This window comes from Bifidobacterium sp. LH_416, assembly GCF_056357055.1.
In genome coordinates this window covers 133,905-158,672 of record NZ_JBKEVJ010000002.1, presented here as the reverse complement: position 1 = coordinate 158,672, position 24,768 = coordinate 133,905, and the positions used below count along the sequence as shown (strand labels likewise).

At 53.3% G+C, this 24,768-nt stretch carries 30 protein-coding genes and 1 tRNA gene; 18 read left to right on the top strand and 13 right to left on the bottom strand.

Translation table 11 applies throughout. The features are described 5' to 3' along the window. Positions 1 to 2 precede the first annotated feature (2 nt). A complete protein-coding gene (locus tag AC1AY0_RS05215; RefSeq protein ID WP_476524049.1) occupies positions 3 to 368 on the bottom strand; it encodes a YccF domain-containing protein in 366 nt (121 codons plus the stop codon). 130 nt (positions 369 to 498) lie between these two features. On the opposite strand from AC1AY0_RS05215, the gene AC1AY0_RS05210 reads away from it, so the two are divergent. The 14 genes from AC1AY0_RS05210 (at position 499) to AC1AY0_RS05145 (ending at position 11,961) form a co-directional block, all read left to right on the top strand. After that, positions 499 to 1,356: a deoxyribonuclease IV gene (locus tag AC1AY0_RS05210; protein ID WP_476524050.1), complete on the top strand. Its 858-nt coding sequence runs from the start codon at positions 499 to 501 to the stop codon at positions 1,354 to 1,356. 82 nt (positions 1,357 to 1,438) lie between these two features. Beyond that, positions 1,439 to 3,526: a bifunctional indole-3-glycerol phosphate synthase/tryptophan synthase subunit beta gene (locus tag AC1AY0_RS05205; RefSeq protein WP_476524052.1), complete on the top strand. Its 2,088-nt coding sequence runs from the start codon at positions 1,439 to 1,441 to the stop codon at positions 3,524 to 3,526. Positions 3,527 to 3,675: 149 nt separating this feature from the next. Then, positions 3,676 to 4,545 (top strand): tryptophan synthase subunit alpha, encoded by an 870-nt coding sequence (trpA, locus tag AC1AY0_RS05200; RefSeq protein ID WP_476524053.1) that lies wholly within the window; start codon positions 3,676 to 3,678, stop codon positions 4,543 to 4,545. Between the two features lie 94 nt (positions 4,546 to 4,639). Further along, the gene (gene lgt, locus AC1AY0_RS05195) at positions 4,640 to 5,575 is read left to right on the top strand and encodes a prolipoprotein diacylglyceryl transferase (RefSeq protein ID WP_476524055.1); all 936 of its coding nucleotides are present in this window, start codon (positions 4,640 to 4,642) and stop codon (positions 5,573 to 5,575) included. Positions 5,576 to 5,633: 58 nt separating this feature from the next. Beyond that, positions 5,634 to 6,302 (top strand): ribulose-phosphate 3-epimerase, encoded by a 669-nt coding sequence (gene rpe / locus AC1AY0_RS05190; protein ID WP_033891136.1) that lies wholly within the window; start codon positions 5,634 to 5,636, stop codon positions 6,300 to 6,302. Between the two features lie 38 nt (positions 6,303 to 6,340). Then, positions 6,341 to 6,604 (top strand): phosphoribosyl-ATP diphosphatase, encoded by a 264-nt coding sequence (locus tag AC1AY0_RS05185; RefSeq protein ID WP_100493955.1) that lies wholly within the window; start codon positions 6,341 to 6,343, stop codon positions 6,602 to 6,604. A 102-nt stretch (positions 6,605 to 6,706) separates the two neighbouring features. Beyond that, positions 6,707 to 7,558 carry an ATP phosphoribosyltransferase gene (gene hisG, locus AC1AY0_RS05180; RefSeq protein WP_476524057.1) on the top strand — a complete coding sequence of 284 codons (852 nt, stop codon included), beginning with the start codon at positions 6,707 to 6,709 and terminating at the stop codon, positions 7,556 to 7,558. A gap of 14 nt (positions 7,559 to 7,572) precedes the next feature. Further along, positions 7,573 to 8,190 carry a CDP-alcohol phosphatidyltransferase family protein gene (locus AC1AY0_RS05175; protein ID WP_476524059.1) on the top strand — a complete coding sequence of 206 codons (618 nt, stop codon included), beginning with the start codon at positions 7,573 to 7,575 and terminating at the stop codon, positions 8,188 to 8,190. Continuing rightward, positions 8,180 to 9,157 carry a DUF881 domain-containing protein gene (locus AC1AY0_RS05170; protein WP_476524060.1) on the top strand — a complete coding sequence of 326 codons (978 nt, stop codon included), beginning with the start codon at positions 8,180 to 8,182 and terminating at the stop codon, positions 9,155 to 9,157. The genes AC1AY0_RS05175 and AC1AY0_RS05170 overlap by 11 nt, the downstream gene beginning before the upstream one ends. Beyond that, positions 9,157 to 9,489 (top strand): small basic family protein, encoded by a 333-nt coding sequence (locus tag AC1AY0_RS05165; RefSeq protein ID WP_033891131.1) that lies wholly within the window; start codon positions 9,157 to 9,159, stop codon positions 9,487 to 9,489. The genes AC1AY0_RS05170 and AC1AY0_RS05165 overlap by 1 nt, the downstream gene beginning before the upstream one ends. 1 nt (position 9,490) lies before the next feature. Further along, entirely contained in the window at positions 9,491 to 10,312 is an 822-nt protein-coding gene (locus AC1AY0_RS05160) for a DUF881 domain-containing protein (RefSeq protein WP_476524061.1), read from the top strand. 6 nt (positions 10,313 to 10,318) lie between these two features. Next, positions 10,319 to 10,762 (top strand): FHA domain-containing protein, encoded by a 444-nt coding sequence (locus AC1AY0_RS05155; RefSeq protein ID WP_033891128.1) that lies wholly within the window; start codon positions 10,319 to 10,321, stop codon positions 10,760 to 10,762. Between the two features lie 82 nt (positions 10,763 to 10,844). Further along, positions 10,845 to 11,477 carry a MerR family transcriptional regulator gene (locus tag AC1AY0_RS05150; RefSeq protein WP_476524063.1) on the top strand — a complete coding sequence of 211 codons (633 nt, stop codon included), beginning with the start codon at positions 10,845 to 10,847 and terminating at the stop codon, positions 11,475 to 11,477. A gap of 88 nt (positions 11,478 to 11,565) precedes the next feature. Then, positions 11,566 to 11,961 (top strand): hypothetical protein, encoded by a 396-nt coding sequence (locus tag AC1AY0_RS05145; protein WP_476524064.1) that lies wholly within the window; start codon positions 11,566 to 11,568, stop codon positions 11,959 to 11,961. 184 nt (positions 11,962 to 12,145) lie between these two features. Here AC1AY0_RS05145 and AC1AY0_RS05140 read toward each other — a convergent pair whose 3' ends face one another. The 8 genes from AC1AY0_RS05140 to AC1AY0_RS05105 form a co-directional block, all read right to left on the bottom strand. Next, positions 12,146 to 12,865, bottom strand: a complete 720-nt coding sequence (locus AC1AY0_RS05140; protein ID WP_476524065.1) for an HAD hydrolase-like protein — start codon at positions 12,863 to 12,865, stop codon at positions 12,146 to 12,148. A gap of 186 nt (positions 12,866 to 13,051) precedes the next feature. Further along, positions 13,052 to 13,399, bottom strand: coding sequence for an RNA polymerase-binding protein RbpA (locus AC1AY0_RS05135; protein WP_476524067.1), 348 nt, complete (start codon positions 13,397 to 13,399; stop codon positions 13,052 to 13,054). 86 nt (positions 13,400 to 13,485) lie between these two features. Further along, positions 13,486 to 16,062: a DEAD/DEAH box helicase gene (locus tag AC1AY0_RS05130; protein WP_476524068.1), complete on the bottom strand. Its 2,577-nt coding sequence runs from the start codon at positions 16,060 to 16,062 to the stop codon at positions 13,486 to 13,488. Positions 16,063 to 16,098: 36 nt separating this feature from the next. After that, positions 16,099 to 16,416, bottom strand: coding sequence for a hypothetical protein (locus AC1AY0_RS05125; RefSeq protein WP_476524070.1), 318 nt, complete (start codon positions 16,414 to 16,416; stop codon positions 16,099 to 16,101). Between the two features lie 12 nt (positions 16,417 to 16,428). After that, positions 16,429 to 18,342 (bottom strand): helix-turn-helix transcriptional regulator, encoded by a 1,914-nt coding sequence (locus tag AC1AY0_RS05120; protein ID WP_476525997.1) that lies wholly within the window; start codon positions 18,340 to 18,342, stop codon positions 16,429 to 16,431. 158 nt (positions 18,343 to 18,500) lie between these two features. Next, positions 18,501 to 19,895: a UTP--glucose-1-phosphate uridylyltransferase gene (locus AC1AY0_RS05115; protein ID WP_476524177.1), complete on the bottom strand. Its 1,395-nt coding sequence runs from the start codon at positions 19,893 to 19,895 to the stop codon at positions 18,501 to 18,503. 358 nt (positions 19,896 to 20,253) lie between these two features. After that, complete coding sequence (locus AC1AY0_RS05110; RefSeq protein WP_476524073.1) at positions 20,254 to 20,832, bottom strand: hypothetical protein; 579 nt, start codon at positions 20,830 to 20,832, stop codon at positions 20,254 to 20,256. 548 nt (positions 20,833 to 21,380) lie between these two features. Next, a complete protein-coding gene (locus tag AC1AY0_RS05105; protein ID WP_476524179.1) occupies positions 21,381 to 22,031 on the bottom strand; it encodes a sugar O-acetyltransferase in 651 nt (216 codons plus the stop codon). A gap of 319 nt (positions 22,032 to 22,350) precedes the next feature. On the opposite strand from AC1AY0_RS05105, the gene AC1AY0_RS05100 reads away from it, so the two are divergent. The 4 genes from AC1AY0_RS05100 to AC1AY0_RS05085 all read left to right on the top strand — a co-directional run bounded on the left by AC1AY0_RS05100 (position 22,351) and on the right by AC1AY0_RS05085 (position 23,689). Next, positions 22,351 to 22,427, top strand: a tRNA-Pro gene (locus tag AC1AY0_RS05100). A 290-nt stretch (positions 22,428 to 22,717) separates the two neighbouring features. After that, the gene (locus tag AC1AY0_RS05095; RefSeq protein ID WP_476524074.1) at positions 22,718 to 23,218 is read left to right on the top strand and encodes a DUF2442 domain-containing protein; all 501 of its coding nucleotides are present in this window, start codon (positions 22,718 to 22,720) and stop codon (positions 23,216 to 23,218) included. Position 23,219: 1 nt separating this feature from the next. After that, positions 23,220 to 23,480, top strand: coding sequence for a helix-turn-helix transcriptional regulator (locus AC1AY0_RS05090; protein ID WP_476524075.1), 261 nt, complete (start codon positions 23,220 to 23,222; stop codon positions 23,478 to 23,480). Beyond that, positions 23,477 to 23,689, top strand: a complete 213-nt coding sequence (locus AC1AY0_RS05085; protein ID WP_476524076.1) for a helix-turn-helix transcriptional regulator — start codon at positions 23,477 to 23,479, stop codon at positions 23,687 to 23,689. The genes AC1AY0_RS05090 and AC1AY0_RS05085 overlap by 4 nt, the downstream gene beginning before the upstream one ends. 45 nt (positions 23,690 to 23,734) lie before the next feature. Here AC1AY0_RS05085 and AC1AY0_RS05080 read toward each other — a convergent pair whose 3' ends face one another. The 4 genes from AC1AY0_RS05080 to AC1AY0_RS05065 are packed head-to-tail and all read right to left on the bottom strand — an operon-like array spanning position 23,735 to position 24,749. Next, complete coding sequence (locus tag AC1AY0_RS05080) at positions 23,735 to 23,989, bottom strand: hypothetical protein (protein ID WP_476524077.1); 255 nt, start codon at positions 23,987 to 23,989, stop codon at positions 23,735 to 23,737. 7 nt (positions 23,990 to 23,996) lie between these two features. After that, positions 23,997 to 24,491 (bottom strand): hypothetical protein, encoded by a 495-nt coding sequence (locus AC1AY0_RS05075; RefSeq protein WP_476524078.1) that lies wholly within the window; start codon positions 24,489 to 24,491, stop codon positions 23,997 to 23,999. Beyond that, on the bottom strand, positions 24,488 to 24,619 hold the full coding sequence (locus AC1AY0_RS05070; protein WP_476524079.1) for a hypothetical protein: 132 nt from the start codon (positions 24,617 to 24,619) through the stop codon (positions 24,488 to 24,490). The genes AC1AY0_RS05075 and AC1AY0_RS05070 overlap by 4 nt, the downstream gene beginning before the upstream one ends. Beyond that, a complete protein-coding gene (locus AC1AY0_RS05065; RefSeq protein ID WP_476524080.1) occupies positions 24,612 to 24,749 on the bottom strand; it encodes a hypothetical protein in 138 nt (45 codons plus the stop codon). The genes AC1AY0_RS05070 and AC1AY0_RS05065 overlap by 8 nt, the downstream gene beginning before the upstream one ends. Between the last annotated feature and the right edge of the window lie 19 nt (positions 24,750 to 24,768).

Sequence of the window (24,768 nt, the reverse complement as noted above, 5' to 3'; positions counted from 1 at the left end):
ATTTACAGGTTCTCGATTTGCGCGCCGAACGGCCACAGTGCCAGCTTCGCCATCTTGAACGACTGCAAACCAAACGGGATGCCGATAATCGTGATGCAATTGAGCACGCCAGCTGCCACATAGCTCAACGCCATCCAGACGCCAACCAGCACCACCCAGACAATATTGGCGAGCAAAGACCCAACCCCACCGCCATAGCGCACGGTCTTACCAAACGGCGTCAGCGTAAGACCCGCCATTTTGAACGCCTGAATACCCAGCGGAATGCCGATAATCGTAACGCACAGCAGCAATCCCACAATGGCCCAGCCAATGGCGATTTCAATGCCGCCCAAAATAATCCACAGAATGTTACCGATGAGTCGCATGGCATGTCCTTCTCTGTATTCGCAGTAAAACTCTATTATTACAGACAGCAACGCTCCAATACACTAGGGAAAACCCGGATACAGCCCTGAACATTTGAGCACGATGGCCGTAACGAAAGGCGGAAAAGGAATGACGAAGTTATTCATCGGATCGCATTTGTCGACATCCGGCGGATGGAAAGCATTACTGGAACGATCACACGACGAAAACGGCTCCGCATTCGCATTCTTCCCACGCTCACCGTATGGCAAACGCTCAAAAGCCTTGGACCCAAGCACCGCAGGGGAGTTCGGCACCCAACTCAAAGCCGAAGGATACGGTCCACTGGTGGTCCACGCACCGTATGTCTACAACCTCGCAGGCAAGGATGAAGACAAACGCCGGTTCGCCATCAACGCACTCGCAGAAGACATCGAACTACTGACTCCGATTCGTGAAGCCGGGCAGGAAACCTACATCAACATTCATCCGGGAGCACACGTGGGCCAGGGCGCCGAAACCGGATGCCGACTGATCAGCGAAGGTCTGAATCAGGTATTCGAACGAGCAAACGGCATCATGGTGCTGCTGGAAACCATGGCAGGCAAGGGGACCGAATGCGGCCGGAACTTCGAAGAACTCGCCACCATCATGGACGGTATCGACAACAAGACGAATGTCGGCGTCACATTCGATACCTGCCATGTGCTGGATGCCGGCTACGATCTAGTGAACGATTATGACGGTGTGATGCGCCAACTGGATGACGTCATCGGCTTGAACACCGTCAAAGCCATCCATGTGAACGATTCCCAATTCGGCTTAAATTCGCATAAAGACCGTCACGCCAACATTGGCGAAGGCCAACTCGGCCTCCCATTCTTCACACGACTCGTGAACGACCCGAACATGGCACGATTGCCGATGATTCTGGAAACCAAGGAACAAACACCCACCACGCATCGCGAGGAAATCGCACTCCTGCGCTCGCTGGTGGCAACTGAATAGCCCAAAATGTAGGACGGGCGCGGTTTTTGCCGGGCCAGTGACCTAGAGTGACGCATGATCGACTACCAGCAAAGGGAGGATCATGTCGGTTCTGGACGAATTGGTAGCGGGCGCGCTGGAAGACCAGCAGACCCGTGAACGCACTGTGTCACTTGAGGATGTGCAGAAGGCTGCCTTCGCCGCACCTGCTCCGATTGACGCGATGCGATGGCTTAAGCGTGAGGACGGCATTCCAGTGATTGCCGAGATTAAGCGCGCGTCTCCGTCCAAGGGCCACCTGAGTGATATTCCCGATCCGGCCGGCCTGGCCCACGAATATGAGCAGGGCGGCGCAAGCGCCATTTCCGTGCTCACCGAAGGTCGCCGTTTCCTCGGCTCTCTCGATGACTTGGACAAGGTGCGTGCAGCCGTGCACATTCCGGTGCTGCGCAAGGATTTCATCGTCACCGATTATCAGATTTACGAGGCCCGCGCACACGGTGCTGATTTGGTGCTGCTCATTGTAGCTGCACTGGATGATGCCAAGCTCAAGCATCTGCTCGACTTGGCCCATGAGCTCAAAATGACCGTGCTAGTGGAAACCCACACGCGTGAGGAAATCGAACGTGCACGTGAAGCCGGAGCCAAGGTAATCGGCATTAACGCCCGTAACCTGAAGAATCTTCGCGTGGACGTCAATAAATACAACGAACTGGCTGCAGACCTGCCTGAGGACGTCATCAAAGTGGCGGAATCCGGTGTCTTCGGCGCAGTTGAAGTCGAGGATTACGCCCGTGCAGGAGCGGACGCGGTCTTGGTCGGCGAGGGCGTGGCCACTGCCGACGATCATGAACTTGCAGTGGAACGACTAGTAAAGGCAGGAGCACAAGTGAAAGCATCCGAAACCACCCCATTGAGCGAACATCAAGGACCATACTGGGGCCAGTTCGGTGGCCGCTATGTGCCGGAAGCCCTGATCACCGCTCTGGACGAGCTGGAGCGCGTATACAACGAAGCCAAGGCGGATCCGGAATTCCATAAGGAGTTCATGACCCTGCAGCAGCGTTATGTGGGCCGTCCGAGCCCGCTGACCGAGGCTCCACGTTTCGCCAAGCTTGTCAAGGACAAGACCGGTCTTGATGCTCGTATCTTCTTGAAGCGTGAAGATCTGAACCACACCGGTGCACACAAGATCAACAATGCGCTGGGACAGGCTCTGCTCGTCAAGCGCATGGGCAAGACCCGCGTCATCGCCGAAACCGGTGCCGGCCAGCACGGCGTGGCAACCGCAACCGTGTGCGCCATGCTGGGCTTGAAGTGCCGCATCTACATGGGTCAGATCGATGCACGTCGTCAGGCCTTGAATGTGGCCCGCATGCGCATGCTTGGCGCCGAAGTGGTTGAGGTTACGCTCGGTGACCGCATTCTGAAGGATGCCATCAACGAAGCCCTGCGTGATTGGGTGACCAACGTCAAGGACACGCATTACCTGCTCGGCACGGTCGCTGGCCCTCACCCGTTCCCGGCCATGGTTCGTGACTTCCAGAAGATCATCGGCGAGGAAGCCAAGCAGCAGCTTCAGGATTGGTACGGCATCGACCACCCGGATGCGATCTGCGCATGCGTGGGCGGCGGCTCCAATGCCATTGGCGTGATGAACGCCTTCCTTGATGATGATCGCGTGAACCTGTACGGCTATGAAGCGGGCGGCAACGGCCCTGAGTCTGGTAAGCACGCCATTCGATTCGCTCCCGGTACCGGCCAGCTCGGCATGTTCCAGGGTGCCAAGAGCTATCTGCTGGAAACCGATGAAGGCCAGACCCTCGACACCTACTCCATTTCCGCAGGTCTTGATTACGCATCCGTTGGCCCTGAGCACGCCTGGCTGAAGGACATTGGCCGTGTGAACTACTCTTGGGCCACCGATGAGGAAGCCATGAACGCCTTCCGCGACCTGAGCCAGACCGAAGGCATCATTCCGGCCATCGAAAGCTCCCATGCCGTGGCCGGCGCTTACAAGGCCGCCGCCGATTTGAAGGCCAAGGGTTACGACAAGGCTGTGATGATCATCAACATCTCCGGTCGAGGTGACAAGGACATGGCCACCGCAGGCAAGTGGTTCGGCTACCTGACCGACGATCAAGCCAAGGCACTTGAAGTAACCGGAGCGCACGGCAACACCGTGGCGTGAATCACGAGTCGTTGCGAGTCGTCTCGAGTTGCAAAACACGAATCAAGCAGGCATCTAAACATAGAACTTTTTTTGCATACCTCCCCTCAGTCACTTCGTGACAGCTCCCCTCCAGAGGGGAGCCTAGGGGCGGAAAAGGAGATTTTGATATGACCAACACAGCAACCACGCCATCCGGCCAGCCATTGGGCATCAGTCACAAGCCCAGCCAGACCGAGGCAATGTTCACCAAGTTCAAAGCCCAGAACAAGCCGGCCTTCATCGGCTACCTGCCATACGGCTTCCCGAACCCGGAAGTTTCCCTTGACGCACTGAAGACCATGGTCGAGCACGGCGTTGACGCAGTGGAAATCGGCCTGCCGTATTCCGATCCGGTCATGGACGGTCCGGTGATTCAGGCCGCATCCTCCATCGCCCTGCGCAACGGCGAAACCATCAAGCGCGTGTTCGAAGCCGTGGAAACCGTAGCGAATGCCGGTGGCGTACCGCTGGTCATGAGCTACTGGAACCTCATCTACCACTATGGTGTCGAACGCTTCGCCACCGATTTCGGGAATGCCGGTGGCGCAGGCCTGATTACCCCGGATCTGATTCCTGATGAAGCAGGGGAATGGATCGAGGCATCCGATCGTCATGGTCTGGATCGTATTTTCCTGGTTTCTCCGGACTCGGCCGACAATCGTCTGGAAACCGTGGCTCGTAACGCTCGTGGCTTCGTGTACGCGGCCGCACGCATGGGCGTTACCGGCGAGCGCTCCACCATTGATGCTTCTCCAGAAGTGCTCGTGGAACGTACTCGCAAGGCTGGCGCCAAGAATGTCTGCGTGGGTATTGGTGTGTCCACCGCCGAGCAAGGTGCCAAGGTCGGCTCCTATGCCGATGGCGTTATCGTGGGTTCCGCTTTGGTGCACACGTTGCTGGCCGATGATAACAAGACCGCTCGTGATGCTGCAGAAGGTCTGAAGCTGCTCGCCGCCAAGAGCGAGGAATTGGCCGAAGGCATTCATAACGCTCGATGAACTTTCTGGCGAGTCGCAACCGGTTTTGTGCTCAGCACAGTAGGGTAGTGACTCGTCAGAAGCAACCATCGAATACGGCATAACAAGAGGAACCATGAATCTGGCTTATATTCCATCACCGACCTTCTCGCAGTTCAAGATCGGTCCCGTCACTATCCACATGTACGCGATTTGCATTCTTATTGGCATCTGCGCAGCCGTGTGGATTCTTACCAAACGATGGAAGCGCTATGGCGGCACGTTCGACCAGATTCTTGACACCACCTTGGTGACCGTGCCATGTGCACTGGTGGGAGCACGTCTCTACCATTGCATCACCACACCTTCCGCATACTTCCCGCCTACCGGCAACCTGGTGAATATTCTCAAGGTATGGGAAGGCGGCATGGCCATCTTCGGCGGTATTTCCGTGGGCACTTTGGTAGCCTTCCTCTGGTGCCGTCATAAGCACTACCCATTCGCCATTTTCGCCGATGCCATCGCGCCAGCATTGCCGGTCGCACAGGCCATCGGACGCCTCGGCAACTGGTTCAACCAAGAGCTATACGGCTGGCCCACCACGCTGCCTTGGGGCCTGAAGCTCAATGATGCTGACGCCATCGGCAAAACCGAGATCTGCTACAACGGCTCGCAATGCCCCGACTACAAAACCACGCTGTTCCACCCCACCTTCCTCTATGAGATGATCTGGAACCTGATTGGTGCCGCGCTCATCATCTACCTTGGCGCCAAGTTGTACGGCAAGCTCAAGGCCGGCCAGCAGTTCGCCATATACCTGATGTGGTATGGCTTGGGCCGCACCTGGATTGAAAATGTGCGCATCAACTATTCGACGGTCATTCTTGGCCTAAGAACCAATGTATGGACGGCCATTATCGTCTTCATTATCGGCTGCATTCTCTTTGTCGTGTTATACCAGTACGGCCCGGATTCCAAGGCCCAAGCACAACGCCTCGCTGCAGTAACCGCCGACGAACTCGAACGCCAGCGCCTTCAAGAAGAGCAGGACGCTCAGAAGAAGCGCAAATAACGAAAAACGTGGAAAATAATAAGAATCAAGTCCCATTACAAAGATAAGGTAAGGAACCATGAGCAAGATCGCAATCGCACCCAGCATTCTGTCCGCCGACTTCTGCAACCTTGAGCGTGATCTCAAGGCTATTTCCAACGCCGACCTGGTTCACGTCGACGTTATGGATCACCATTTTGTTCCGAATCTGACTCTTGGTGAGCCGATTGTGGGCCGCATCTGCCAGGTCACCGATCTGCCGGTTGACGTGCACCTGATGATTGAAGACCCCGATCGCTGGGCCCCTGAGTACGCAAAGCTCGGTGCAGCATCCGTGTCCTTCCACATGGGTGCCACCCACGCTCCCGTTCGTCTGGCTCGTCAGCTGCGCGACATGGGCTGCAAGGCCTGCTTCGCCGTGCGCCCGGCGGAACCGGTAGAGCCGATTTTCGATATTCTTGACGAGTTCGACATGATTCTCGTCATGACCGTGGAACCGGGCTTTGGTGGCCAGAAGTTCCTCGACAATCAGATGGCTAAGGTCCGTCGCCTGCGTGACGAAATCACTCGCCGTGGTCTGAAGACCCGTATTCAGGTCGATGGTGGCGTGAGCCCCAAGACCGCTCACATCGTTGCCGAAGCTGGTGCCGATGTGCTCGTGGCCGGCTCTGCCGTGTATGGTGCCGAAAGCCCTGCACAGGCCATTGATGATATCCGTGCTAAGGCCGAAGCCGCATACAAGGACTGAAACCGGCCAAGCCGTTTACCATAAAAAGGACATAGATTATGAAGACGTTTGAATCCCTGTTTGCCGAGCTCTCCGAGAAGGCTAAGACCCGCCCGGAAGGTTCTCTGACTGTTGACGAGCTCGACAAGGGTACCCACTTCATCGGTAAGAAGATTATCGAGGAAGCCGGCGAAACTTGGATGGCCGCTGAATACGAAGGCGCTGATCGCACTGCAGAAGAGATGAGCCAGCTGATTTACCATGTTCAGGTCATGATGATCAAGCATGGTCTGACCCTCGAAGATGTATACAAGCACCTGTGATCTCCTTTGGGCCTGGCCTATACGATAAGGTCGGGCCCACCCATCCGTCACATCATTCACACAAGCAAATTAACTAGCTCCCAATAGGGGAGAGGAGTAGTCATGCTGAGAATCGCCGTACCCAATAAGGGAATGCTGTCCGAGCCGGCATGGAATATGCTCGCCGAAGCCGGCTATCGTCTGCGCACCAACACACGCCAGCTGGTTGTGCAGGATCCGGACAATGACATCGAACTGTTCTACCTGCGTCCGCTTGATATCGCCGTGTATGTTGGCCGCGGAGCCATTGACGTCGGCATCACCGGAGAGGATCTGTTGAAGAATTCCGGCACCGCCGCACTCGAGCATATGCCGCTTGGATTCGGAGCTTCGACTTTCCGCTTCGCCGCTCCGAATGAATCCCCGATCTCCACGTTGGAAGATATTCAGGGCAAGCGTGTGGGCACCACGTTCGACAAACTCGTGCATGATTATCTTGTAGAGCACGGCGTAGAGGCTGAAACCATTCACTTGGATGGTGCTGTGGAGTCTTCCGTACAGCTTGGTGTGGCTGATTTGATTGCCGATGTGGTTTCCACCGGCACCACGCTGCGTAACGCTGGACTGCGCGTATTCTCGGAACCGCTGATGCATTCCGAAGCATGCCTGATTCGTTCTCCGCGTCTGGATGAGAAGGATCCCCGCTTGGCGGTGCTGTCTCGCCGACTGCAGGGTGTGATTACTGCTCACCAGTATGTGTTGATGGATTACGACATTCCAGTGAGCAAGGTTGCCGCAGCCGTGGCCGTGACTCCGGGCTTTGAGAGCCCGACCATCTCTCCGCTGCATGATAAGCAGTGGAACGCTGTTCGCGTCATGGTTCCCAAGGCTAAAGTCAACCAACTTATGGATGATTTGTATGAAGTCGGTGCGCGCGGCATTATCGTTACCGCGTTGCAGGCTTCTCGCATCTAAACTGTAAAGCCGTTATGACCCATCAGAATACCGATACGCAGTACAGTCCGGAAGCTCGTGATATCTACTTCACGGTTCCGAATTTGATTAGTGCATTGCGAATCATTTCGATTCCGTTTATCACTGCACTTATTTCACGCCATAGCATGATTGAAGCGTTAGCTTTAATTGCTATCTCTTCGGCTTCTGATGGGGTAGACGGCATTATCGCCCGTAAATTCAATCAGGTCAGCAAAATCGGCCAGATTCTCGATCCTCTGGCCGATCGTTTGCTGATTATCTGCTCGATTCTGGCGTTGGGCATCGCCGGCATTATTCCGATGTGGATGCTTATCGTCGTAGGTCTTCGCGACTTGTGGATGGCGATTCAGGTGCTTTGGCTTGCCCAATACGGGTATGGACCATTACCGGTTCATTTTGTCGGGAAAGCCGGAACCGCGCTTCTTATGATTTCCATTGTGGCGCTTATTGTTGCGGACCTCGGTACCAACCCGTTCTTCCATACCCTGTATTTGGCAGCTCTTGCCGCTGGAGTGTGGGGCATAGCCATGTACTGGCTGGCTGGCTACATTTATACGCGTCAGGGCGTTGAACTGTTGCGTAAGGAACTGGGGGAGAAGTATGGCGCCTGATACCGTTGCTCCGGTTTCATTTCCTGTGTCACAGGACAATGCGCCGGTGCATCGTCGCGCCATTTTTTCCTCATCCGTAAGCGGTATAGAATCTCACCACGCGTTAGCCTCCAACGATGATGCTGCTATCCGGACACGCCGCAGGCGTAAAACCGATGATGATTCGCTTCGTTTGATTGACGATTTAGTGAATCGTCCAATGGATCCGATGTTCTCGGATGCCCGTTTGGTTCATGAGCATCGATCTGTATTCTCGATTTGGTTCAATCGCATCATCGTTTTTGTGATTTGCGTCGGTGTAGGTTTTGCTGGCAGTTTGTTTGTACAGCAGCTGCAATCAGATCCTCGCAAGCAAGTTCGGCAAACGTTGGTGAACCAACTTGAGGATCGCAATGATCAGATTCAGCAACTCACCGATGATGTGAACGACCTGAAAACCCAGGTCGATGATCAGTCGAAAAAAATCTCTGGCAATGTGAAAAGTGACACGTTGATCCAAGATGAAATGGTCAACGGTACTGTTAGAGTCACCGGTCCCGGCATTACCATGACATTAGCCGATCCGATTGCGGCCAGCCAATCTGATCAATCCACATCCACACGCGTAGGTACAACCAGCAATATTCGAGTCGTTACCGACCTTGATTTGCAGCAGCTGGTATCGCTTATGTTCAGTAATGGTGCTGAAGCAATATCAATTAATGGCAATCGTATAGGCGCACAGACTTCTATTCGCAAAGCCGGCGGCCATATTCTCATTGGCATGACCGCTATTGAAAGCCCATACTCTATTGAAGCCATTGGCGATAAAAACGTGCTGGCTGAACAAATGGGGCAGAAAAAACTGAAAAGCCTTTACGATTCATTCAAAAAAGCCGGTATCTACCCCCAGGTAAGTACATCCAATTCGATTACACTTGAAGCAGCAGTTGCTGGTGATATCCAGTATGCAGAGAGGAATGAGTGATGGCAGCCGTTCTAGGTCTGATTATCGGAGTTGTTGTCGGCGTGTTTGTTAAGCCGGACATCCCCGTAGTGATGCAGCCCTATTTGCCGATTATGGTGGTCGCTGCATTGGATGCTTTGCTCGGCGCTGCCCGCGCTTATTTTGAACGCAGCTTCTCGGACCGCGTGTTTGTTATCTCCTTCCTAGCCAACGTTATTACCGCTACGCTGCTGGTGTTCCTTGGCAACCAGTTAGGCGTTGGTTCCCAGTTGCAGACTGCTGTGATTGTGGTGCTGGGTATTCGAATCTTCTCGAATGTGTCCGCCATCAGGCGATTCATCTTCAGAGGCTGATATGGCGCGCAGATCTCAATCAAACAACATGCTGGAGAAGATGCATGACCAGCATGCCCAAGATAAAGTCAACGATCGGATGGAAACCGGTTCGTTCCCTAAGGTGCGCAAAAAGCCTCGCAGGGATTTGAACGCACATTCCAATCGTTCGCGTCTCATTTCCTCTATTCTGGTCATGCTCATGTGTGCATTGCTGGGTTTTGCGTACATGAGTCAGATCAATAACAGCAAATCCACCTATGAGACATTGGATGAGAATGAACTGGTGCGTTTGCTCAATGAATCAAATACACAGATTTCCAATCTTGAGCAACGCAAGACACAACTGTCTAATCAGTTGAATTCATTGAAGTCCGCTGCGAACGAACAGGAACAAGCTCGTAAGATTGCCAAACAGAATGAGGAAACCAGCGGTTTGATTTCCGGTAGGCTTCCTGCACGCGGCAAGGGTGTGACTGTCACCATCAGCAGGGGAACCGACGCCAAAGTCGATGCCTCAATTATGTTCAACCTTATTGAGGAATTACGTAACGCTGGCGCTGAAGTCATGGCCATTAATACAGTTCGCGTGGTGGCATCCACCTATATTCAGGATGCTGATGACGGATTGATTTGCGACGGTACCACCATCAAACCGCCATTCATAGTCAAGGCTATCGGCAATCCACAGGAGCTTTCCAACGCGGTCGACATCGCCGGTGGTGTTGGCGCTCAACTCCAGGTTAAGTATGGTTCCAGTGTTGATGTACAGTCCTCGGATAACATCATCATTGACGAAGTACGTGAAGCTACGCAAAATAAGTACGCAAAGACGGTAGAATGAGGAGCTATGACTGATCCGATTCCAAGCGCAGGCGAAACTACCATCATTGGTTTGCCTGCTATTAATGTATTGCCCGTTACCTCCACTGGCGATCGTCCGCTGACCCAGGAGGATCTGGATACGATTACGCGTCTGGCTGAGGGAACGGCGTTGCTGATTTCCACTAGGGGAGCGGTCTCCGGTTCTCGTTATCTGCTTGACGAGGATGAAATCACTGTCGGCCGTGATCCTCGTGCCGATATTCTTCTGGACGATTCCACGGTATCCCGTCAGCATGCTGTCTTCCGCCGCGTAAACGGACAGTTCTCCGTGATCGACGCTGGAAGCCTCAACGGTACATATGTGAACCGTCAGCGTGTCGATCAAGCTGTGCTGAAGAACGGCGACGAAATCATGATCGGCAAGTTCCGCTTGGTGTTCTTTACTAAATCCGCTGTTATCTCTCACTAAACGGACCTTATGATGGACTTACGCTGGTCTGAACAACACGGTATAGCGGGCGTTCAGACCAGCGTAAGCGAAGGGGTGTGCGATGGGAGCAATCGGACTGCATCTTCATATTCCGCTCAAGGAGCGTGAGAACTTGAACGATGAAGCGATTCAGGGGGAGTTGTTCTCCAACGCTGACGAGCAAGAAGCCAAGCGTGGCTACCGTGGTACAGTGGCGTCCAAAGTGGCCGGTATCACCTATCGTCAACTCGATTATTGGGCTCGAAAACAAATTGTTGAGCCTTCAATAACCCCATCACATGGCTCTGGTTCTCGGCGTTTATATTCGTTCAAAGATGTGGTGATTCTTGCGGTGTCCAAGCGATTGCTTGACGCGGGCGTGAATCTGCAGAACGTTACCGCCGCCATAGGATTTCTGACGCAGCGCAGCACAGATCAACTGGCGAACGTAACCATCATGTGCGACGGACAGCATGTCCATGAATGCACAACCAGTGAGCAAATGCTCGATTTGCTGCAAAGCGGTAAGGCAGTGTTTGCTGTTTCCGTAGGTTCGCTCTGGCATCAGATTGAAGCAGCTCTGGAGCATGAGGATTACGTTGATCTCGAAGCACAGCCAATGAAAATCAGTGCCAATCGGCCGATTGACGAACTTACTGCAATGCGTATGCGCAAGAAGCTCGAAGAGCGTCGATTGCAGCGAGAGTCAATCTGACATAACCTATATGGCGATTGCTGATATTGCAGCAATCGCCATTTTTCTTTGCAGTGATGAATGACAACCTTTGGAGATTGGTGTGACGATGTTTATCGAATTGCTTCCTGCATTATTGTGGATTATCGCTGCGGTATTGGCATTCAATATTATCTGTATAACTGTGCTACGCGGCCATGTGCTGACACCTCGCAGTAAACGCCCGCCGGTACATCCGGTGAGCTGGAATATGGTCATGCTGCATGTCGTATCGTTCGTAATGGCGATTGTGCCATTCCCGGTATACGCATTGGCTGCAGATCAGATGGATGTTGATATCCGTGATTTCTATGAGGCCAATGCATTGATTGCTGCAATCATCATTATCGTTCTGGTAATGCTGGAAATCTTGGTGATGTATCTGCAAGCACATAATGCCATGGAAACTGAAATGGACCGCAAACTTGGCCTTGCCATCCATAAAAATGACTCCACAGCAAAATAGCCGATAATGTACGTTATGTCAGATTGTTTTCCGCTTTCTCCCTCACCGAATGCAGATATTCTATCTTTTCTCGTAGCTGAAGGGATTGGATGTTTGTGCTCGGGCGTAAAGCTTGGCCCGAGCGGCCTGGAGCGGTCCCGAGCACAAACATCCAATCCCTTCAGCGTAAAATGCCACAACGAAATCAGTGTGATGCGAAGTAACGGTTTACTGCATCTTCGAGCTGATCAGTGGTCTCGATGATTTCGTAGACGCCGTGTTCTTCCATTTCGCCTTCAGGCGCATACCCCCAACGGCATCCAATCGTATCCAATCCGCAGGCACGCGCGCCATCGATATCGGTGTAACGATCACCAATCATGACGGCTTTATCGCCTTGCGCAGCATCAAAACCAATCTTGCCGAAGCAGTAACGAATCACCTGATCCTTATCCAAGCGCGAATTGTCCTTGGAAGCTCCGTAGATACCGTCCAGCAGCTCGGTCAGGTGGAAATGCTCGCAGATCGGCACGCACTGATATTCCGGCTTGCAGCTGGCCAGAGCCAGATAATAGCCATCTTCGCGCAGCTTAATCAGCTGCTCGCGAATGCCAGGGAATACCACGTTGACCAAGCGACCGGGCACTTTGTTACCAGGCTCATTCGGGTCGTCGAATACAGCCTTGTCTGCGTAGTAGCTGCGGTAAATATCGACCGCATGGTCAAGCTCATCGTCTGGAATATGATTGCGCTGCAACGATTCGATGATGGCCGGTCCGATGAAGCGCTTCAATTCCGCATCATCTGGTACCGGACGGCCCAGTGCTTCAAAGGTCTTGACTACGGAGGCGATGATGCCGCCATCGGATTTGGTCAGCGTGCCATCGAGATCAAGCAGAACTACATTCCTTGGATGCTGTGCCATTGAAAGGTACTCCCCTGTTATGTATTGAATCGTTGTGTTGCCGTTAGCAGTTATCTGCATGCATATCGCACTCTGCGTGTTTATGGTGGCAACATGTTCAGCAATGATTATGCCCAGTCGCTTTGACTGGGCATTGGTTCACGTGTTGTTCAACTTACGTAGTGAGTACGTAGTTATTGATTCAACTCACTCGTAATCTGGAATCCAACCATCACGGTGCATCTGCAGGCGCTTTTCCAGCAGCTTGGCAAGTTCCTCTTCGCTGCGGCGCTCCAGCAGCATATCCCAGTGCGTACGGCTGGGCTTGCTGATTTCATCAGCTTCACGATCTGCATCGCCTTCACGGTGAGCTACAGCACCGCAACGGCACTCCCACTCATCAGGCACTTCAGCGCCTTCAGCAAACGGCAAGATGGTACGGTGACCCTTCGGGCACACGTATGCCACATCGTTCCTAGCGGCGAAATCCACGTTATCGTCGGATTCCAGCGACTTTGCTCCGATGCTCATACCCCTGAGGCTACGTTCTGCCATATTGGCACCCTCCTTGCAATATCAGTAACCGTACTACTGTACGCAACAGTTCGGACTTGGTTGCTATTCCTGTATTCCTTTGGCTATCAGTCAACTCCGGAATATGCCACAATGCCGCGATTGACGCGATCAGCAGCTTCGTGGGCAGTATTCTGCAACGCTTCTCCCCTATCTACAGGCATTGGACCGGCAACTGCGATCTGCTGAAGCACATCAGCCAGACGTTTAGCGGTTCGCACGAAGTCGCCACCGGTCATATCGGTACCGTAGAGGCATGAGGCAAGGGAGCCACCATCTGCCCATTCGTACATGATGTCGACGATTCCGAAATCTGGCTGATTTGGTTCATCAAGACCATGATCCTCGCACAGCGCGCTGATGTTTGCGCATACGCCTTTCAGCTTGGACGATGCAATGGCTATTTTGCCGGAAATGCCACCAGGATAATGCCGTGGTTCCCCTTGAGAGCCGCGCCTTGACTCATAGACCAAGGACGACAGCACTGCAGCAAGACCATTGGCATCCAATGTGTTGAATATGCCAGCAAGCATGGCCTCGCAGAGTTCAAGATCATGTTCACTGTAGATACGGCGCAGAATACTGCCTTTTTCAGTGAGCGTCATATCAACGCGGCCATGGTCTTGCTCGCTGCGTTCAAGATAGCCAAGATTGCAGAGAATATCGCAGATGTGATCAAACTGACGAGCCACGGAACCGGTGCGCGAATCGTATCGATTCATCACTCGGTTAAGTTCACGAGTCTCCCTTGCCCAACGATGACCCCATTTAAGATGCTGCTGCAAATCCGGGCAATTACGGCATGGATGTTCATGTTCGGCCTTGCGCAATTCGCTGATACGCTCGTCGAGCTGACGGAACGCGTTGGTTCGGTCTTGGTCGGTAAGGAAGATCTCATGCTTGAGCTTACGGCGGCCTTCCTTCTCGATATCGCTGAGCTGCATGCGGATGGACATGAACTCTTTGAAGTCACCATAATTGCATTGGAATGCTTGCTCGTAGCCTTCAAGCGCTTGCTTCAATGTGGTAATTTGCGATTCCAACTGCCAAGCTGATTCGTTAGCTTCCCATTGTGCGAACGATTGGTCCAACGTGACGCGTGCTGTCTCATAATCGCTGGCATTAAGCAGATTCACGGCCATGTTGAACGTCGGACGGAAGCTGGAATGCAATGGGTACACGCGCTTGGATGACAAAGCTGCAGCTGTTGCCGGTACAAAATCCTGATGATCCACCACAATGGCATGGCCAATGGTATCGATGCCTCGGCGGCCGGCACGTCCGGTAAGCTGGGTGAATTCGCCGGGAGTGAGTGCCACATGACCCGTGCCATTGAATTTCTCCAGTTTTTCCACCACCACACATCGCGCTGGCATATTGATGCCCAAGGCCAATGTCTCGGTGGCGAACACCATTTTAATCAGACCTTCTTCGAACAATCGTTCGACAATCTGGCGGAATAAGGCAATCATGCCGGCATGATGCGATGCGAAGCCTTCCTCCAATGCGAACCTGAACTTCGAGAAATGCAAAGCCTTCAGGTCATCTTGGCTAAGCTGGCCGGCCACCATTTCATCGACGATACGGCGAATCTTGACTGCCTCTTCGTCGGTGGTGAGTTCCAGCCCTGCGTTAATGCACTGTTCCACAGCCTGATCACAGCCATTGCGAGAGAAAATGAAGTAGATTCCAGGCAGCATACCGAGGAAATTCAATTCATCAACTACTGCCCAGCGCCGTGGCGTATGCCGTTGCGGTTTTGGAGCGTGGCCCTTAGGCCCCTTCCCTTTAAACCCTTTGCGTTTGTCCGGACGCTGTTCGCCTCGGCGTCTTGCCGCCTTACGATCAAGACGATCAAGTGTATTGATGAGCTCAGGATTCAGCTTGGTGGTTTGCTGACCGTTGCCATCCCTGCGATATAGGTCGATAACCTCTGGTTCGGTATGCTCGTCCGCCTGAACAATAACATGCTGTTCGAGCGGCACAGGACGATGCTCGCTAATAACCAGCTTGGTGTCTCCACGCACGGAGGAAATCCACTGAGAAAAGTCCTCCACGTTAGACACGGTTGCGGAAAGGCCAACGATTTTCACCGTCTTAGGCAAATGGATGATGACTTCTTCCCACACCGGCCCGCGGAATCGATCGGCGAGATAATGCACCTCATCCAGAATCACGTACTGCAAAGCTGTCAGCGTGGTGGACCGCTCGTAAATCATATTGCGAAGCACTTCAGTGGTCATCACCACAATATCTGCTTCGGAATTAATAGACGTGTCGCCAGTGAGCAGACCCACTTTGTCTGGGCCATAAATCTCAACCAAATCATGGTATTTCTGATTACTCAGCGCCTTGATTGGAGTGGTGTAAAAAGCCTTAACATTGCGTTCCTGTGCTAGATAGATAGCAAAATCGGCCACTACTGTTTTACCGGCACCTGTAGGTGCTGCGACAAGAACATTACTGCCTTGCTCGAGTGCCTCATTGGCTTCACTTTGGAAATCATCCAAATCAAATGGCAATGTTGCTGCAAAACGAGCTGCTACTGACGCTCTGCGTTGTTTGACTTTTTGAAATGATGCGTACCGTTGCGAAGGACTCAGCGTAGTTGATGCTTCGTTCTTCTGATGATGGTGACGTGCCATAATGTCTTCCGTCTCATACTGGCTAGTTATTGAAACCTAGTTATTGAAACGCTTCCACCTGTTCCATGCCTGGACATGACGCTCGCGCTTGGCTGCCTTGCGCATAATAACTTCGGCATGCGCTTCGGCGTAACGGTCTTGGGCCGCGCTCAATGGTTGCGTAAACGACACGGGCGGCATGGGATTATCAACGTTATCCGGTTGCCCCATATCGGCAATTTTCTCGCCTACACGGCCGCCGATTTCGCTTACATCTTTGAGCGCACGCATACCATGTACGCCTGCATACACCAGTCCGGCGATAATCATGGCCAGCATGAACAACGCCAGCACTAGCCATATCCACCAAGGCATGGGAGCTGCTCCTTACTTATTTGCACTCAGGCTGAGTTCGCGTTCCGCTCGTGCAATAATCATTGTGCGAAGTGTTTCCGGTGCGACCGCGGTGATATGCCGTGCGTGTGCAATACAGAATGCCACGAACCAGGAATCAGAGGATACGGTCAGATGGACCTTCTCCCCTGCTCCGCACTGTTCCACCGTAGCGCCCGGCAGCGTCTTAATGAACGGTAAATCCGCTTGATCGGTGATGAACACAGCATCGGTACCGTTATCAAAGCTCCACTTGCGCAATTCACTGACTGGCATATTAGGCACGTCGATAGTCTTCGTGGGCTTGACCACTTCAGCTTTTTCGATACGTGCCAAACGCAACACCTGCCAAGTGCGGGGCTTGCCATTGGCTTTGTCAATGGTCTTGTCTTTGGAGACGTAGGCCTTTTTCTCCTTGGGAGCAGCAGCACCAACATCTGTATAGACAGCTGCGTAGTAGACGCCCTCATCAATGAAGATCTTGGCGGGAGCCACCAGCTTGCGGCGCGTACGGCCAGTGCTATCGGTGTACCCCATGTCAAGCAAGGAATCAGTGTTGATGGCACGCTTGACTACAGAGAAACTGCGAGGCTCCAGTTCGTAGCCGGTCAGACTCAGCCAAGGGGTCTGACCGGGACTCACATGACGGCGAAGACGAGTGCACAATGATTCAGCCTGCGCGCGTTGCTTATCGGGAAGCAACGGCGAGTGAGCCAGATAGCTTACCGAAGCGGTCAGCATGCTGAGGTATTGAGGAGAGATGCCTGCAAGGCGCTCCAGCCCCAACGAATTAGTTGCGGAAACAATACCCTCGGCATCAAGCAGCGGCCAGTCGATGTCGAAGAACTGGCTGCCAGCCATTTCGCCATCATCAGAGACTGTGGTGAGCGTATTGATGTCTTTATGAATGATGTTGACGAACTTCTTCAGCTCATCATCATTCTTCGGTTTACCGATGAATCGCACCGCCAATTCACTCATCGAGAATTCTTCACCAAGATGAGCTGAGAGGAACAGCATCAAACGCAGACGACGATCCACTTCACTGCCGGTTTGGAAAGCGGAACCGTTCTTCTTGTTCTGAGCCTTGATGGACTCCGGATCGCCCGGCTCGCTGACATCACGGCTAATAGATGGTGACACTACGGAAGCACTGACAGGGCCAGCAGATTCATCAGCAAGAGTGAATTGGCTGGCGGCATGAAGACGACGATGATACGCGTCCACAGCCTCTTGCGGGTTGACAATCGTGGCACCAGGATGCTCGAGCACGTACATGGCCAAGTCATCGGAATCGGTGTATGCCACGTTCAGGTGCTCGCCGTCCACATCTACTGTGGCCGCAAAACGACGTGAATCAATAACCTTGACTAACGAATCGGGAATATGCTGCGTACCCAAGCCTGGTGCAATGGAGTCCAATCCCAGCCCTGGAATCGGAGTCTGCGGTACACGCGGCGTAGTACGAGATGCTCGCTGAGCAACCTGCGACTGGTCAGGTTCGGAGGAAATGGCCATAGAACGAGCCAAATAATTGGCTGCGGCAAGCACCGGCATATCTTCCGGCTCGAACATGAGTCGAATGCGAGGTTCATCGCCGAGCTGCAGACGATAGGATGCGAAATCCTGACCTTCTGACTTAGACGAATATTCAGGCTGCCTGGATTCAATAGCAATGCCCATAGCCGCGAGCTTGGCGCGATCGCGCTGGAATTGCTTAGCAAATGCGGCCTTGGCCGCCTGATCAGCAAGCTCCCCGTATGAATCCGCATATGCCTTGACTCGCTGCGCAATTTGGCGAGAAGTCAGCCATTGCGGGAACGCGGATGACAACACAGCCAGTACATCTAGCTCGTGCTTGCCCCACTTGTCGGAAAAACGCCGACGCCCGCTTGTACCTTCTGCCATTAGTCCTCACGTGTAGTTATTGTTTCTTTATAAGTATGCGATATTCATTCGCACTCCCTCTATATTAGAGGGTTTTTTCTATGATATGCGTCATTTCGCAAAATTTAACGGCCCTTTTTTGTCGGGGCCGTTAAATTTCATGAAATTCCGTGGTGTTTTTACACCCAATCATCAGGCTCAATGCCTTGCGGACCAACGTATTCACCGTTCGGAACGTAGCTTGGTTCCTCTTTATCCTCAAGTTTGGCGTCAGCGAACATGATCACATCTCGGCCGAATGTCCAGTCACCCTTGATGGTCACCGAATTTGCTGCAGCCAGTGACGGCACAGCATAAGGGAAACGCTCATCGAAGTCATGGATATTCTTGTAGAAACGCGGATCCAGTTCAACGTTCGGGAAGATGTAGTTACCATCCTCCATCTCGTAGCTATCAGTCAAATGGAAACGATCAGAACGCATGATAAACAAGTCATTCGTGGTCTTTACCGGCAGGAAACGCATACGATCGACCTGCACGCAAATGGCACCATTAAACAGGCCAATGGCGGCACCCATAGCGGTTTCCAGCTGAATGACCGGCTCTGAATCCGGGTTAGTGGGATCAACGGTCTTCTTATTGCGAATAACCGGCAGCGGCAATACGCCGTTGTACTCGGCTAGCTTGGCCTTCAACGCATCAATGCGAATCCAAATCGAATTCGTATTGAAATACGGATGCTTGGTAATATCCTGAGCGGCTTCCTTATCATCAGGATGAACCTGGCTCATTTCTCGCAGCATCAGTCGGCCGGTCTTCTTATCTCGAACGATATGGCCACCCTTGCGATCAGCAGGCGTACGAATAGCCACTTCAGCCATGAACGGCGCTCCGGTGTTCTCGAAATGCTGCGCCAACGTGCGCGAAGGGCGTGCGCCAAGATTATCCGAGTTGGAAATGAACAGGTATTCGAAGCCATGTTCTTCGAGAACATCCAACAGACCGGATTCCCAAATGGTGGAGAAGAGATCACCGTGTCCTGGCGGGCACCATTCGAGATCAGGATTCTCGGGGAAGCTCACCGGCTCGCCGGTTGCTGCTACAAGCTTCGGCTCCTGATGCTGGATGATTTCCATCGGGATCTCAGTCTGCTCAAACTTGCGATTATGCTTCAGCACCTTCATGGTATCCGCAGAAGTGCGGAAAGAGTTCATGAACGTCAGCGGAAGTTCCACGTTCAGACGGGTGCGAGCAGTAAGCACCTGACCGATAATGATGTCGATAAAGCGCATCTGCTTGGCCTTGTGACGACGCACAGGAAGCAGTGACTTAGCGCATTCGAGACCCATCGATGTACCAAGTCCACCGTTAAGCTTTAGGAATGCTGTCTTGGCGAAAGCGTCCACGGCCTTGTCGTGGTTGATGGTTTCGTAGACATCATGGAAGCTGGGAACACGTTCCAATGGTTCGATATCTTCTTCGCGAATCCAGCTGGAAGCTTCTTCCCGGCGCCATACATTGAACAGATGGTGGAACTGGTTGATGGCGGTTTCGGTCATTCCATGTTCACGCATCTTGTTGGCCGAGTGCTCAAAAATCTCGTCGTCGGCACTGAAGGCAGCCGAAGGGTCGACGGAATTCACGGCGTTGACGCCGGCGGTGGGGTCCACTCCCCCGTTGCCCAGCTGAGTGGCATCGGTTGGTTCAGTCATTCAGGTCCCTTTCTTCAAACTACAAGGCATAAGTCTATCGCTTGAACGGCAAAGATGCACTGCAACAAGCACAATCACAATGTTCTTTTTTGCGATGATGCAGTATGCCGATGTGCTGATGTTTTATGTTCGTCGCTGTGAGATCTTCGCAAAAATAAAGACAAGGGGAATTCCTACCCCCCTGTCTTTGTTAGGCAGAAGTCGTCTCATGAAGAGCTTTTCACCAGTTGGGAAGATTATCCCCCGTCCATGGATGCCAATCAGGTAGCTTACCATCAGGGTTATTCGTCGTCTCAGCAAACTCATGGAGTTCGTGTGGTAACAATATCGGTACTTCGTCAGTCGGATATAAGAGAAAATCCCACTGGTCTTTGTACTCGCCAAAAATCGATGTACCTATACGAGCCTGTTCAGGACCACAATTACGTGCGCGCTTAGCAGTGGGATCTGTCAGCCACATCATATGGCCTAGCCAAGCTCCAGCGGAGACATGATTTCTTGGAACAATATAGCTGGATAATCTCTGCGAGGATTCATCCCATCCAACCAAAACGAACCATTCATACGAACTGCGCTGGCCTCCAATCTTTGCGGGATTCAGAGCCCAGCGTTCATTACGAGATGTTTTAACTTGTACACTAATCTGTGCGACGTTGAAAGGTTCGTGGCTTCGCTCAGCCAAGATGTCAGTTCGCTCCAAACCATCCCTCGTCAATGCAGGAGCCCATCCGTTCATCGCTAACTTACAGCAAGTCCAAAATTCTCCGACAGATTTCACGGCTTTGGTATCGGAAACCATGATGAACTCCTTTGTATAGACGAATGATGTCTATCTATGACTTTAGTTCATTACCAGCAGGCTTTATCTCGCCGTCATCAAGAGAATCGTTATAGGGATTCATATTGGCAAAGTCTATTCGTGTTGCGTAAGTAAAATGTCTTAGTAATATCGCATCAAAAGATCCATAGAATGGGTGTTTTACGCGCTTAAGTGCCGGCGTGGAATGAAACTATCAGCATGTGCGTATGGTATAAAAACAGGCTCGTTCCACTTGCAATTATGATAACGAATTGACAACAGGGTTATTGGACTGTTCTTAGGAATTGTGGGGTCTAATAGGCCAAATTGTGTGTCTCGAGGCTGACGGGCTGGCGAGATCGCTTCCCAACCGATCTTTACATCCGTGACCATCATTATGTATGCGCGTCAACGAAGCGGTCGCGTACATAATGATGGTTTGAGGCTCCGAATCGTCATTATGTATGCGGGTGCTTCGTTGAGCCGCGTACATAATGAGTGTGTGGTGTCGGAACCTAACCCGATAGTCTCCTGCCTTTTCTGTAGCGTTATTCCCACTGTTGCAATGCGTCCAGCGTAACGATGTTGTCGGCAATCAACTTCCCGTGATCGTAATAGATATCGTCGTCCGGCGTTATTGTCCGGACAATCTTCGCCGGGCTTCCCATTGCGATGACGTTCGCCGGAACGTCCTTCGTCACAATGGAGCCCGCGCCAATAATCGAATTATCTCCGATATGCACCCCGGGCAAAATGGTGACGTTAGACGCAATCCATACATTTTTGCCGATATACACGGGTTTGTTGCAGCCATAGCCCTCCGCCCGAAGCTTTGGCGATACCGGGTGTGATGCTGCGACGATTGTCACGTTAGGCGCTATCATCGTCCCGTCACCGATATAAATCTGCGCGTCATCCACCAAAGTGCAGTTGAAGTTGATATAGACTTTGCGGCCCAAATGAACGTGGCACCCGCCCCACATCGCATGATACGGGGCTTGGATATACGCGCCATCGCCCACTTCCGCAAACAGGTTGTGCAGTATCTCCTGCTTTTTCGCTTCTTCTTCTGGGGAATAGCCGAGTCTGTTGTATTTCTCCATCTGCTGGAGATAATCACGGTAATGAGGGTCCTGCTCGGTGAATTCCATTACCTTATACAGCTTCCCCGAATTCATAACCTTTTCATATGCCGTCATCGTCACGTTGCCTCTTTGCCGGGATATTCTGAAGTTTCCTCGAATTTAATCAATGGTATTGCAACGGGTTTAACGCCTGGCCGGTTGTTCGAAAGATTAGTAACACGGTCTGTTTGACGATCAGTTCTTGTCTGTCGGACCAGCAAAATTTGAACCCGCGCCCCCCCCTTGTTCTTGAGTATTAATCTCCAGTTGTTAAATGCGCAGTTTTCATCAGAAAAGTGGTAAGCGGTGTCGGTGAAGGAGCTGAAGCACGACACGCAGGGTTTACATCGGCTGATGCTTCAGGTAAACTACTCGACTGTTGCTTTTGCAGCATCGGACCATAGCGCAGTTTGGTAGCGCACTTGACTGGGGGTCAAGGGGTCGCGGGTTCAAATCCCGCTGGTCCGACCAGAAAGCCCGGAATTTCAATGATTCCGGGCTTTTTCGTTTCCGTCGGCTCCCCTGTTCTGGGCCTCTCAGACACGATTCAGACACGATTTTCGGACACGACCAGACACGACGCCCCTGTGACACGCCTCAAAAACCCCGGCATGTCGCGGTCCCGTCCGGCGACTTTCCTTATCCGACACCGCCACTACTCCACACTTTCTTCACATAGTTTCGTCGAGGCATGTGGGCCGGAACGCCGGCGCATTCCCTATGATGAAGGTAGACAATGAAGCCATTCAGGGAGGTGCGGCATGTCCGACTATAAGATCTACGACCGGTACGCCCGTCGGATCATCGAGTTCAAGGACATCGCGAACGCGCAGGTGGCCGAGGCGCGTCCGCTGAACGACTATTTCGTGGAGGTCAGGTTCAACGACGGTCGCCATGGCGTATACGACATGGAGCCGTATCTCAAGTACGACCTGTTCAAGCCGTTGCGTGACCGTGCGTTCTTCGAGAAACTGTACGTGCGCAGAATCGATGGCACGGTTGCATGGCCCGGCGACATCGACCTCGCCCCCGAACGCATGTGGACCGACATGGAGCCGCTGGCCGACGCCCCTGATGCCGTCGGCCCCCTTCCGCACATACTGTCTGATAAGCCCACGGCCACTATCCAGCTTACCGTCGATGAGGGCCAGTGCTTCCTTGCGGAGGAATACGCGCGCGAGCACGGCACGACCTTGGTCGGGCTTCTGCAGGAAACGATCAGGGGATACGCAGCAGCGGCGAACGAGAAAAAGGAAGACTGACATGGTCCGGCACACCATGGGGTTGCGTGAACTCAGGCTGAAGCGAGGATTGACCCAGCAGCAGCTGGCGGACAAGGTGGGAGGTGTCACCCGGTCCCGCATCGGGGAGTACGAGACGGGAAACAAGCCGATCGAGAACATGACCCTCGGCACGGCAATCAGAATCTGTGACGCACTCCGAATCAGCAACCCACGCAGACTGCTCACCGCAGAAGACGGGGACGCTGAAGAGCCGGCAACGGAAGAGCGAGAAACGCTATGAGCCTGAGGGAATTACGAGTACAACGCGGTCTTACACAGCAGCAGTTGGCCGACCGCGTGCCCGGAGTCAACCGAAGCCGGATTGCGGCTTGGGAGACTGGTGAGCGGGCCATCGGGAAAATGTCATTGGAAGTCGCTCTCCGCCTATGCGACGCACTGAAGATAAAGGATCCTCGCAAACTGTTTGATGATGATTCCGCGAACGAGTGAAAAGCAACGGTTCCACGCTTCTCAACGGATGAAGCGTGGAACCGTCTAGTTACGTGCCCGCTGCCGCAGCAGGGGCACGATGTCGCTGAGCGTGATGTGACCGTGCGCGTCGGGTGTGAGTCGTTTCTGGTGGATCCATGTGCGGATGGTCGAGGCGGGCAACCGGATGCCGGCTCTCGCGCATTCCCGGCTGATCTGTTTGGGTGTGCCCTTCTTCTCGAATCGGGCGAGTTTGTCGAGCAGCCGGTCGGCCACATAGGTGCGGTTCACCTGCGCGCCGCACGTCTTGCATTCTCCCATGTGGGCCCTAGGTTCTCCCCATACGACGCCGTGCTCGCAGAACGGGCATGCGCCGAACGCGACCCGTGTGGCCGGCGAATCCACGATGCGGTTGACCTTCCGGGCCGTGTCGGTGATGTCCCTCCACCATTCGCACGCGTCCGGGGCCGTGAGCAGGGGTTTGTCGTCCTTGAGGATGCCGCGTACGAGTTCGGGTATGCCGGCAGTCCTGCGCGTGGCCGGCGGATAGCCGCATTGCAGGGCGGCGGGCCGTATCAGCTGCTCGTCTCGCAGTAGAGTTCCCAGCCTGTTCGCGGATGAGCAGCGGCGCGTGCGCCGACCTGCTGCGCACTTCCGTACGGTCGGTTTCGCCGGTGCCTGCCTGGCGTGCGGCAATCAGCAGCAGTGCGGGCGTGTCTACGCCGATGGAGTCCAACGCCTCGCGGAACCGTTTGGCGCAGCCGGCGCACACGTTGAGCCCGCCCACGTGGTTGCCGTCCCTGTTGACGCAGTATCGGGTCATGGCCGCATCTCCTTCGAATTGCTCAGGTGCTGGTGGAGCTGGATGCTGCTGTCGGTGTCCCATCCGCATGAGCACCACCAGTGGAATCGGCCGTCGTATTCGGTGACGATGAGATGCCGTTCACTCATGGTCGTCTCCTTCGATGCGATCAGCGTAGCGGACGTGCTTCTGCATGACGCCCAGCGAGGTGAAGTCATGGCCGCACGAGCAGATGAACACTTTGCCGTGGTTGGCGGTGTCCACGAGCCGGTGCGTCATCAGGGGGCGGGGTGCCTGG

Excerpts from the sequence above, each read along its gene's own strand:
- AC1AY0_RS05215 (WP_476524049.1), bottom strand. The coding sequence starts at position 368 with ATGCGACTCATCGGTAACATTCTGTGGATTATTTTGGGCGGCATTGAA.
- AC1AY0_RS05210 (WP_476524050.1), top strand. The coding sequence starts at position 499 with ATGACGAAGTTATTCATCGGATCGCATTTGTCGACATCCGGCGGATGG.
- AC1AY0_RS05205 (WP_476524052.1), top strand. The coding sequence starts at position 1,439 with ATGTCGGTTCTGGACGAATTGGTAGCGGGCGCGCTGGAAGACCAGCAG.
- trpA (WP_476524053.1), top strand. The coding sequence starts at position 3,676 with ATGACCAACACAGCAACCACGCCATCCGGCCAGCCATTGGGCATCAGT.
- lgt (WP_476524055.1), top strand. The coding sequence starts at position 4,640 with ATGAATCTGGCTTATATTCCATCACCGACCTTCTCGCAGTTCAAGATC.
- rpe (WP_033891136.1), top strand. The coding sequence starts at position 5,634 with ATGAGCAAGATCGCAATCGCACCCAGCATTCTGTCCGCCGACTTCTGC.
- AC1AY0_RS05185 (WP_100493955.1), top strand. The coding sequence starts at position 6,341 with ATGAAGACGTTTGAATCCCTGTTTGCCGAGCTCTCCGAGAAGGCTAAG.
- hisG (WP_476524057.1), top strand. The coding sequence starts at position 6,707 with ATGCTGAGAATCGCCGTACCCAATAAGGGAATGCTGTCCGAGCCGGCA.
- AC1AY0_RS05175 (WP_476524059.1), top strand. The coding sequence starts at position 7,573 with ATGACCCATCAGAATACCGATACGCAGTACAGTCCGGAAGCTCGTGAT.
- AC1AY0_RS05170 (WP_476524060.1), top strand. The coding sequence starts at position 8,180 with ATGGCGCCTGATACCGTTGCTCCGGTTTCATTTCCTGTGTCACAGGAC.
- AC1AY0_RS05165 (WP_033891131.1), top strand. The coding sequence starts at position 9,157 with ATGGCAGCCGTTCTAGGTCTGATTATCGGAGTTGTTGTCGGCGTGTTT.
- AC1AY0_RS05160 (WP_476524061.1), top strand. The coding sequence starts at position 9,491 with ATGGCGCGCAGATCTCAATCAAACAACATGCTGGAGAAGATGCATGAC.
- AC1AY0_RS05155 (WP_033891128.1), top strand. The coding sequence starts at position 10,319 with ATGACTGATCCGATTCCAAGCGCAGGCGAAACTACCATCATTGGTTTG.
- AC1AY0_RS05150 (WP_476524063.1), top strand. The coding sequence starts at position 10,845 with ATGGGAGCAATCGGACTGCATCTTCATATTCCGCTCAAGGAGCGTGAG.
- AC1AY0_RS05145 (WP_476524064.1), top strand. The coding sequence starts at position 11,566 with ATGTTTATCGAATTGCTTCCTGCATTATTGTGGATTATCGCTGCGGTA.
- AC1AY0_RS05140 (WP_476524065.1), bottom strand. The coding sequence starts at position 12,865 with ATGGCACAGCATCCAAGGAATGTAGTTCTGCTTGATCTCGATGGCACG.
- AC1AY0_RS05135 (WP_476524067.1), bottom strand. The coding sequence starts at position 13,399 with ATGGCAGAACGTAGCCTCAGGGGTATGAGCATCGGAGCAAAGTCGCTG.
- AC1AY0_RS05130 (WP_476524068.1), bottom strand. The coding sequence starts at position 16,062 with ATGGCACGTCACCATCATCAGAAGAACGAAGCATCAACTACGCTGAGT.
- AC1AY0_RS05125 (WP_476524070.1), bottom strand. The coding sequence starts at position 16,416 with ATGCCTTGGTGGATATGGCTAGTGCTGGCGTTGTTCATGCTGGCCATG.
- AC1AY0_RS05120 (WP_476525997.1), bottom strand. The coding sequence starts at position 18,342 with ATGGCAGAAGGTACAAGCGGGCGTCGGCGTTTTTCCGACAAGTGGGGC.
- AC1AY0_RS05115 (WP_476524177.1), bottom strand. The coding sequence starts at position 19,895 with ATGCGTGAACATGGAATGACCGAAACCGCCATCAACCAGTTCCACCAT.
- AC1AY0_RS05110 (WP_476524073.1), bottom strand. The coding sequence starts at position 20,832 with ATGGTTTCCGATACCAAAGCCGTGAAATCTGTCGGAGAATTTTGGACT.
- AC1AY0_RS05105 (WP_476524179.1), bottom strand. The coding sequence starts at position 22,031 with ATGACGGCATATGAAAAGGTTATGAATTCGGGGAAGCTGTATAAGGTA.
- AC1AY0_RS05095 (WP_476524074.1), top strand. The coding sequence starts at position 22,718 with ATGTCCGACTATAAGATCTACGACCGGTACGCCCGTCGGATCATCGAG.
- AC1AY0_RS05090 (WP_476524075.1), top strand. The coding sequence starts at position 23,220 with ATGGTCCGGCACACCATGGGGTTGCGTGAACTCAGGCTGAAGCGAGGA.
- AC1AY0_RS05085 (WP_476524076.1), top strand. The coding sequence starts at position 23,477 with ATGAGCCTGAGGGAATTACGAGTACAACGCGGTCTTACACAGCAGCAG.
- AC1AY0_RS05080 (WP_476524077.1), bottom strand. The coding sequence starts at position 23,989 with ATGGGAGAATGCAAGACGTGCGGCGCGCAGGTGAACCGCACCTATGTG.
- AC1AY0_RS05075 (WP_476524078.1), bottom strand. The coding sequence starts at position 24,491 with ATGACCCGATACTGCGTCAACAGGGACGGCAACCACGTGGGCGGGCTC.
- AC1AY0_RS05070 (WP_476524079.1), bottom strand. The coding sequence starts at position 24,619 with ATGAGTGAACGGCATCTCATCGTCACCGAATACGACGGCCGATTCCAC.
- AC1AY0_RS05065 (WP_476524080.1), bottom strand. The coding sequence starts at position 24,749 with ATGACGCACCGGCTCGTGGACACCGCCAACCACGGCAAAGTGTTCATC.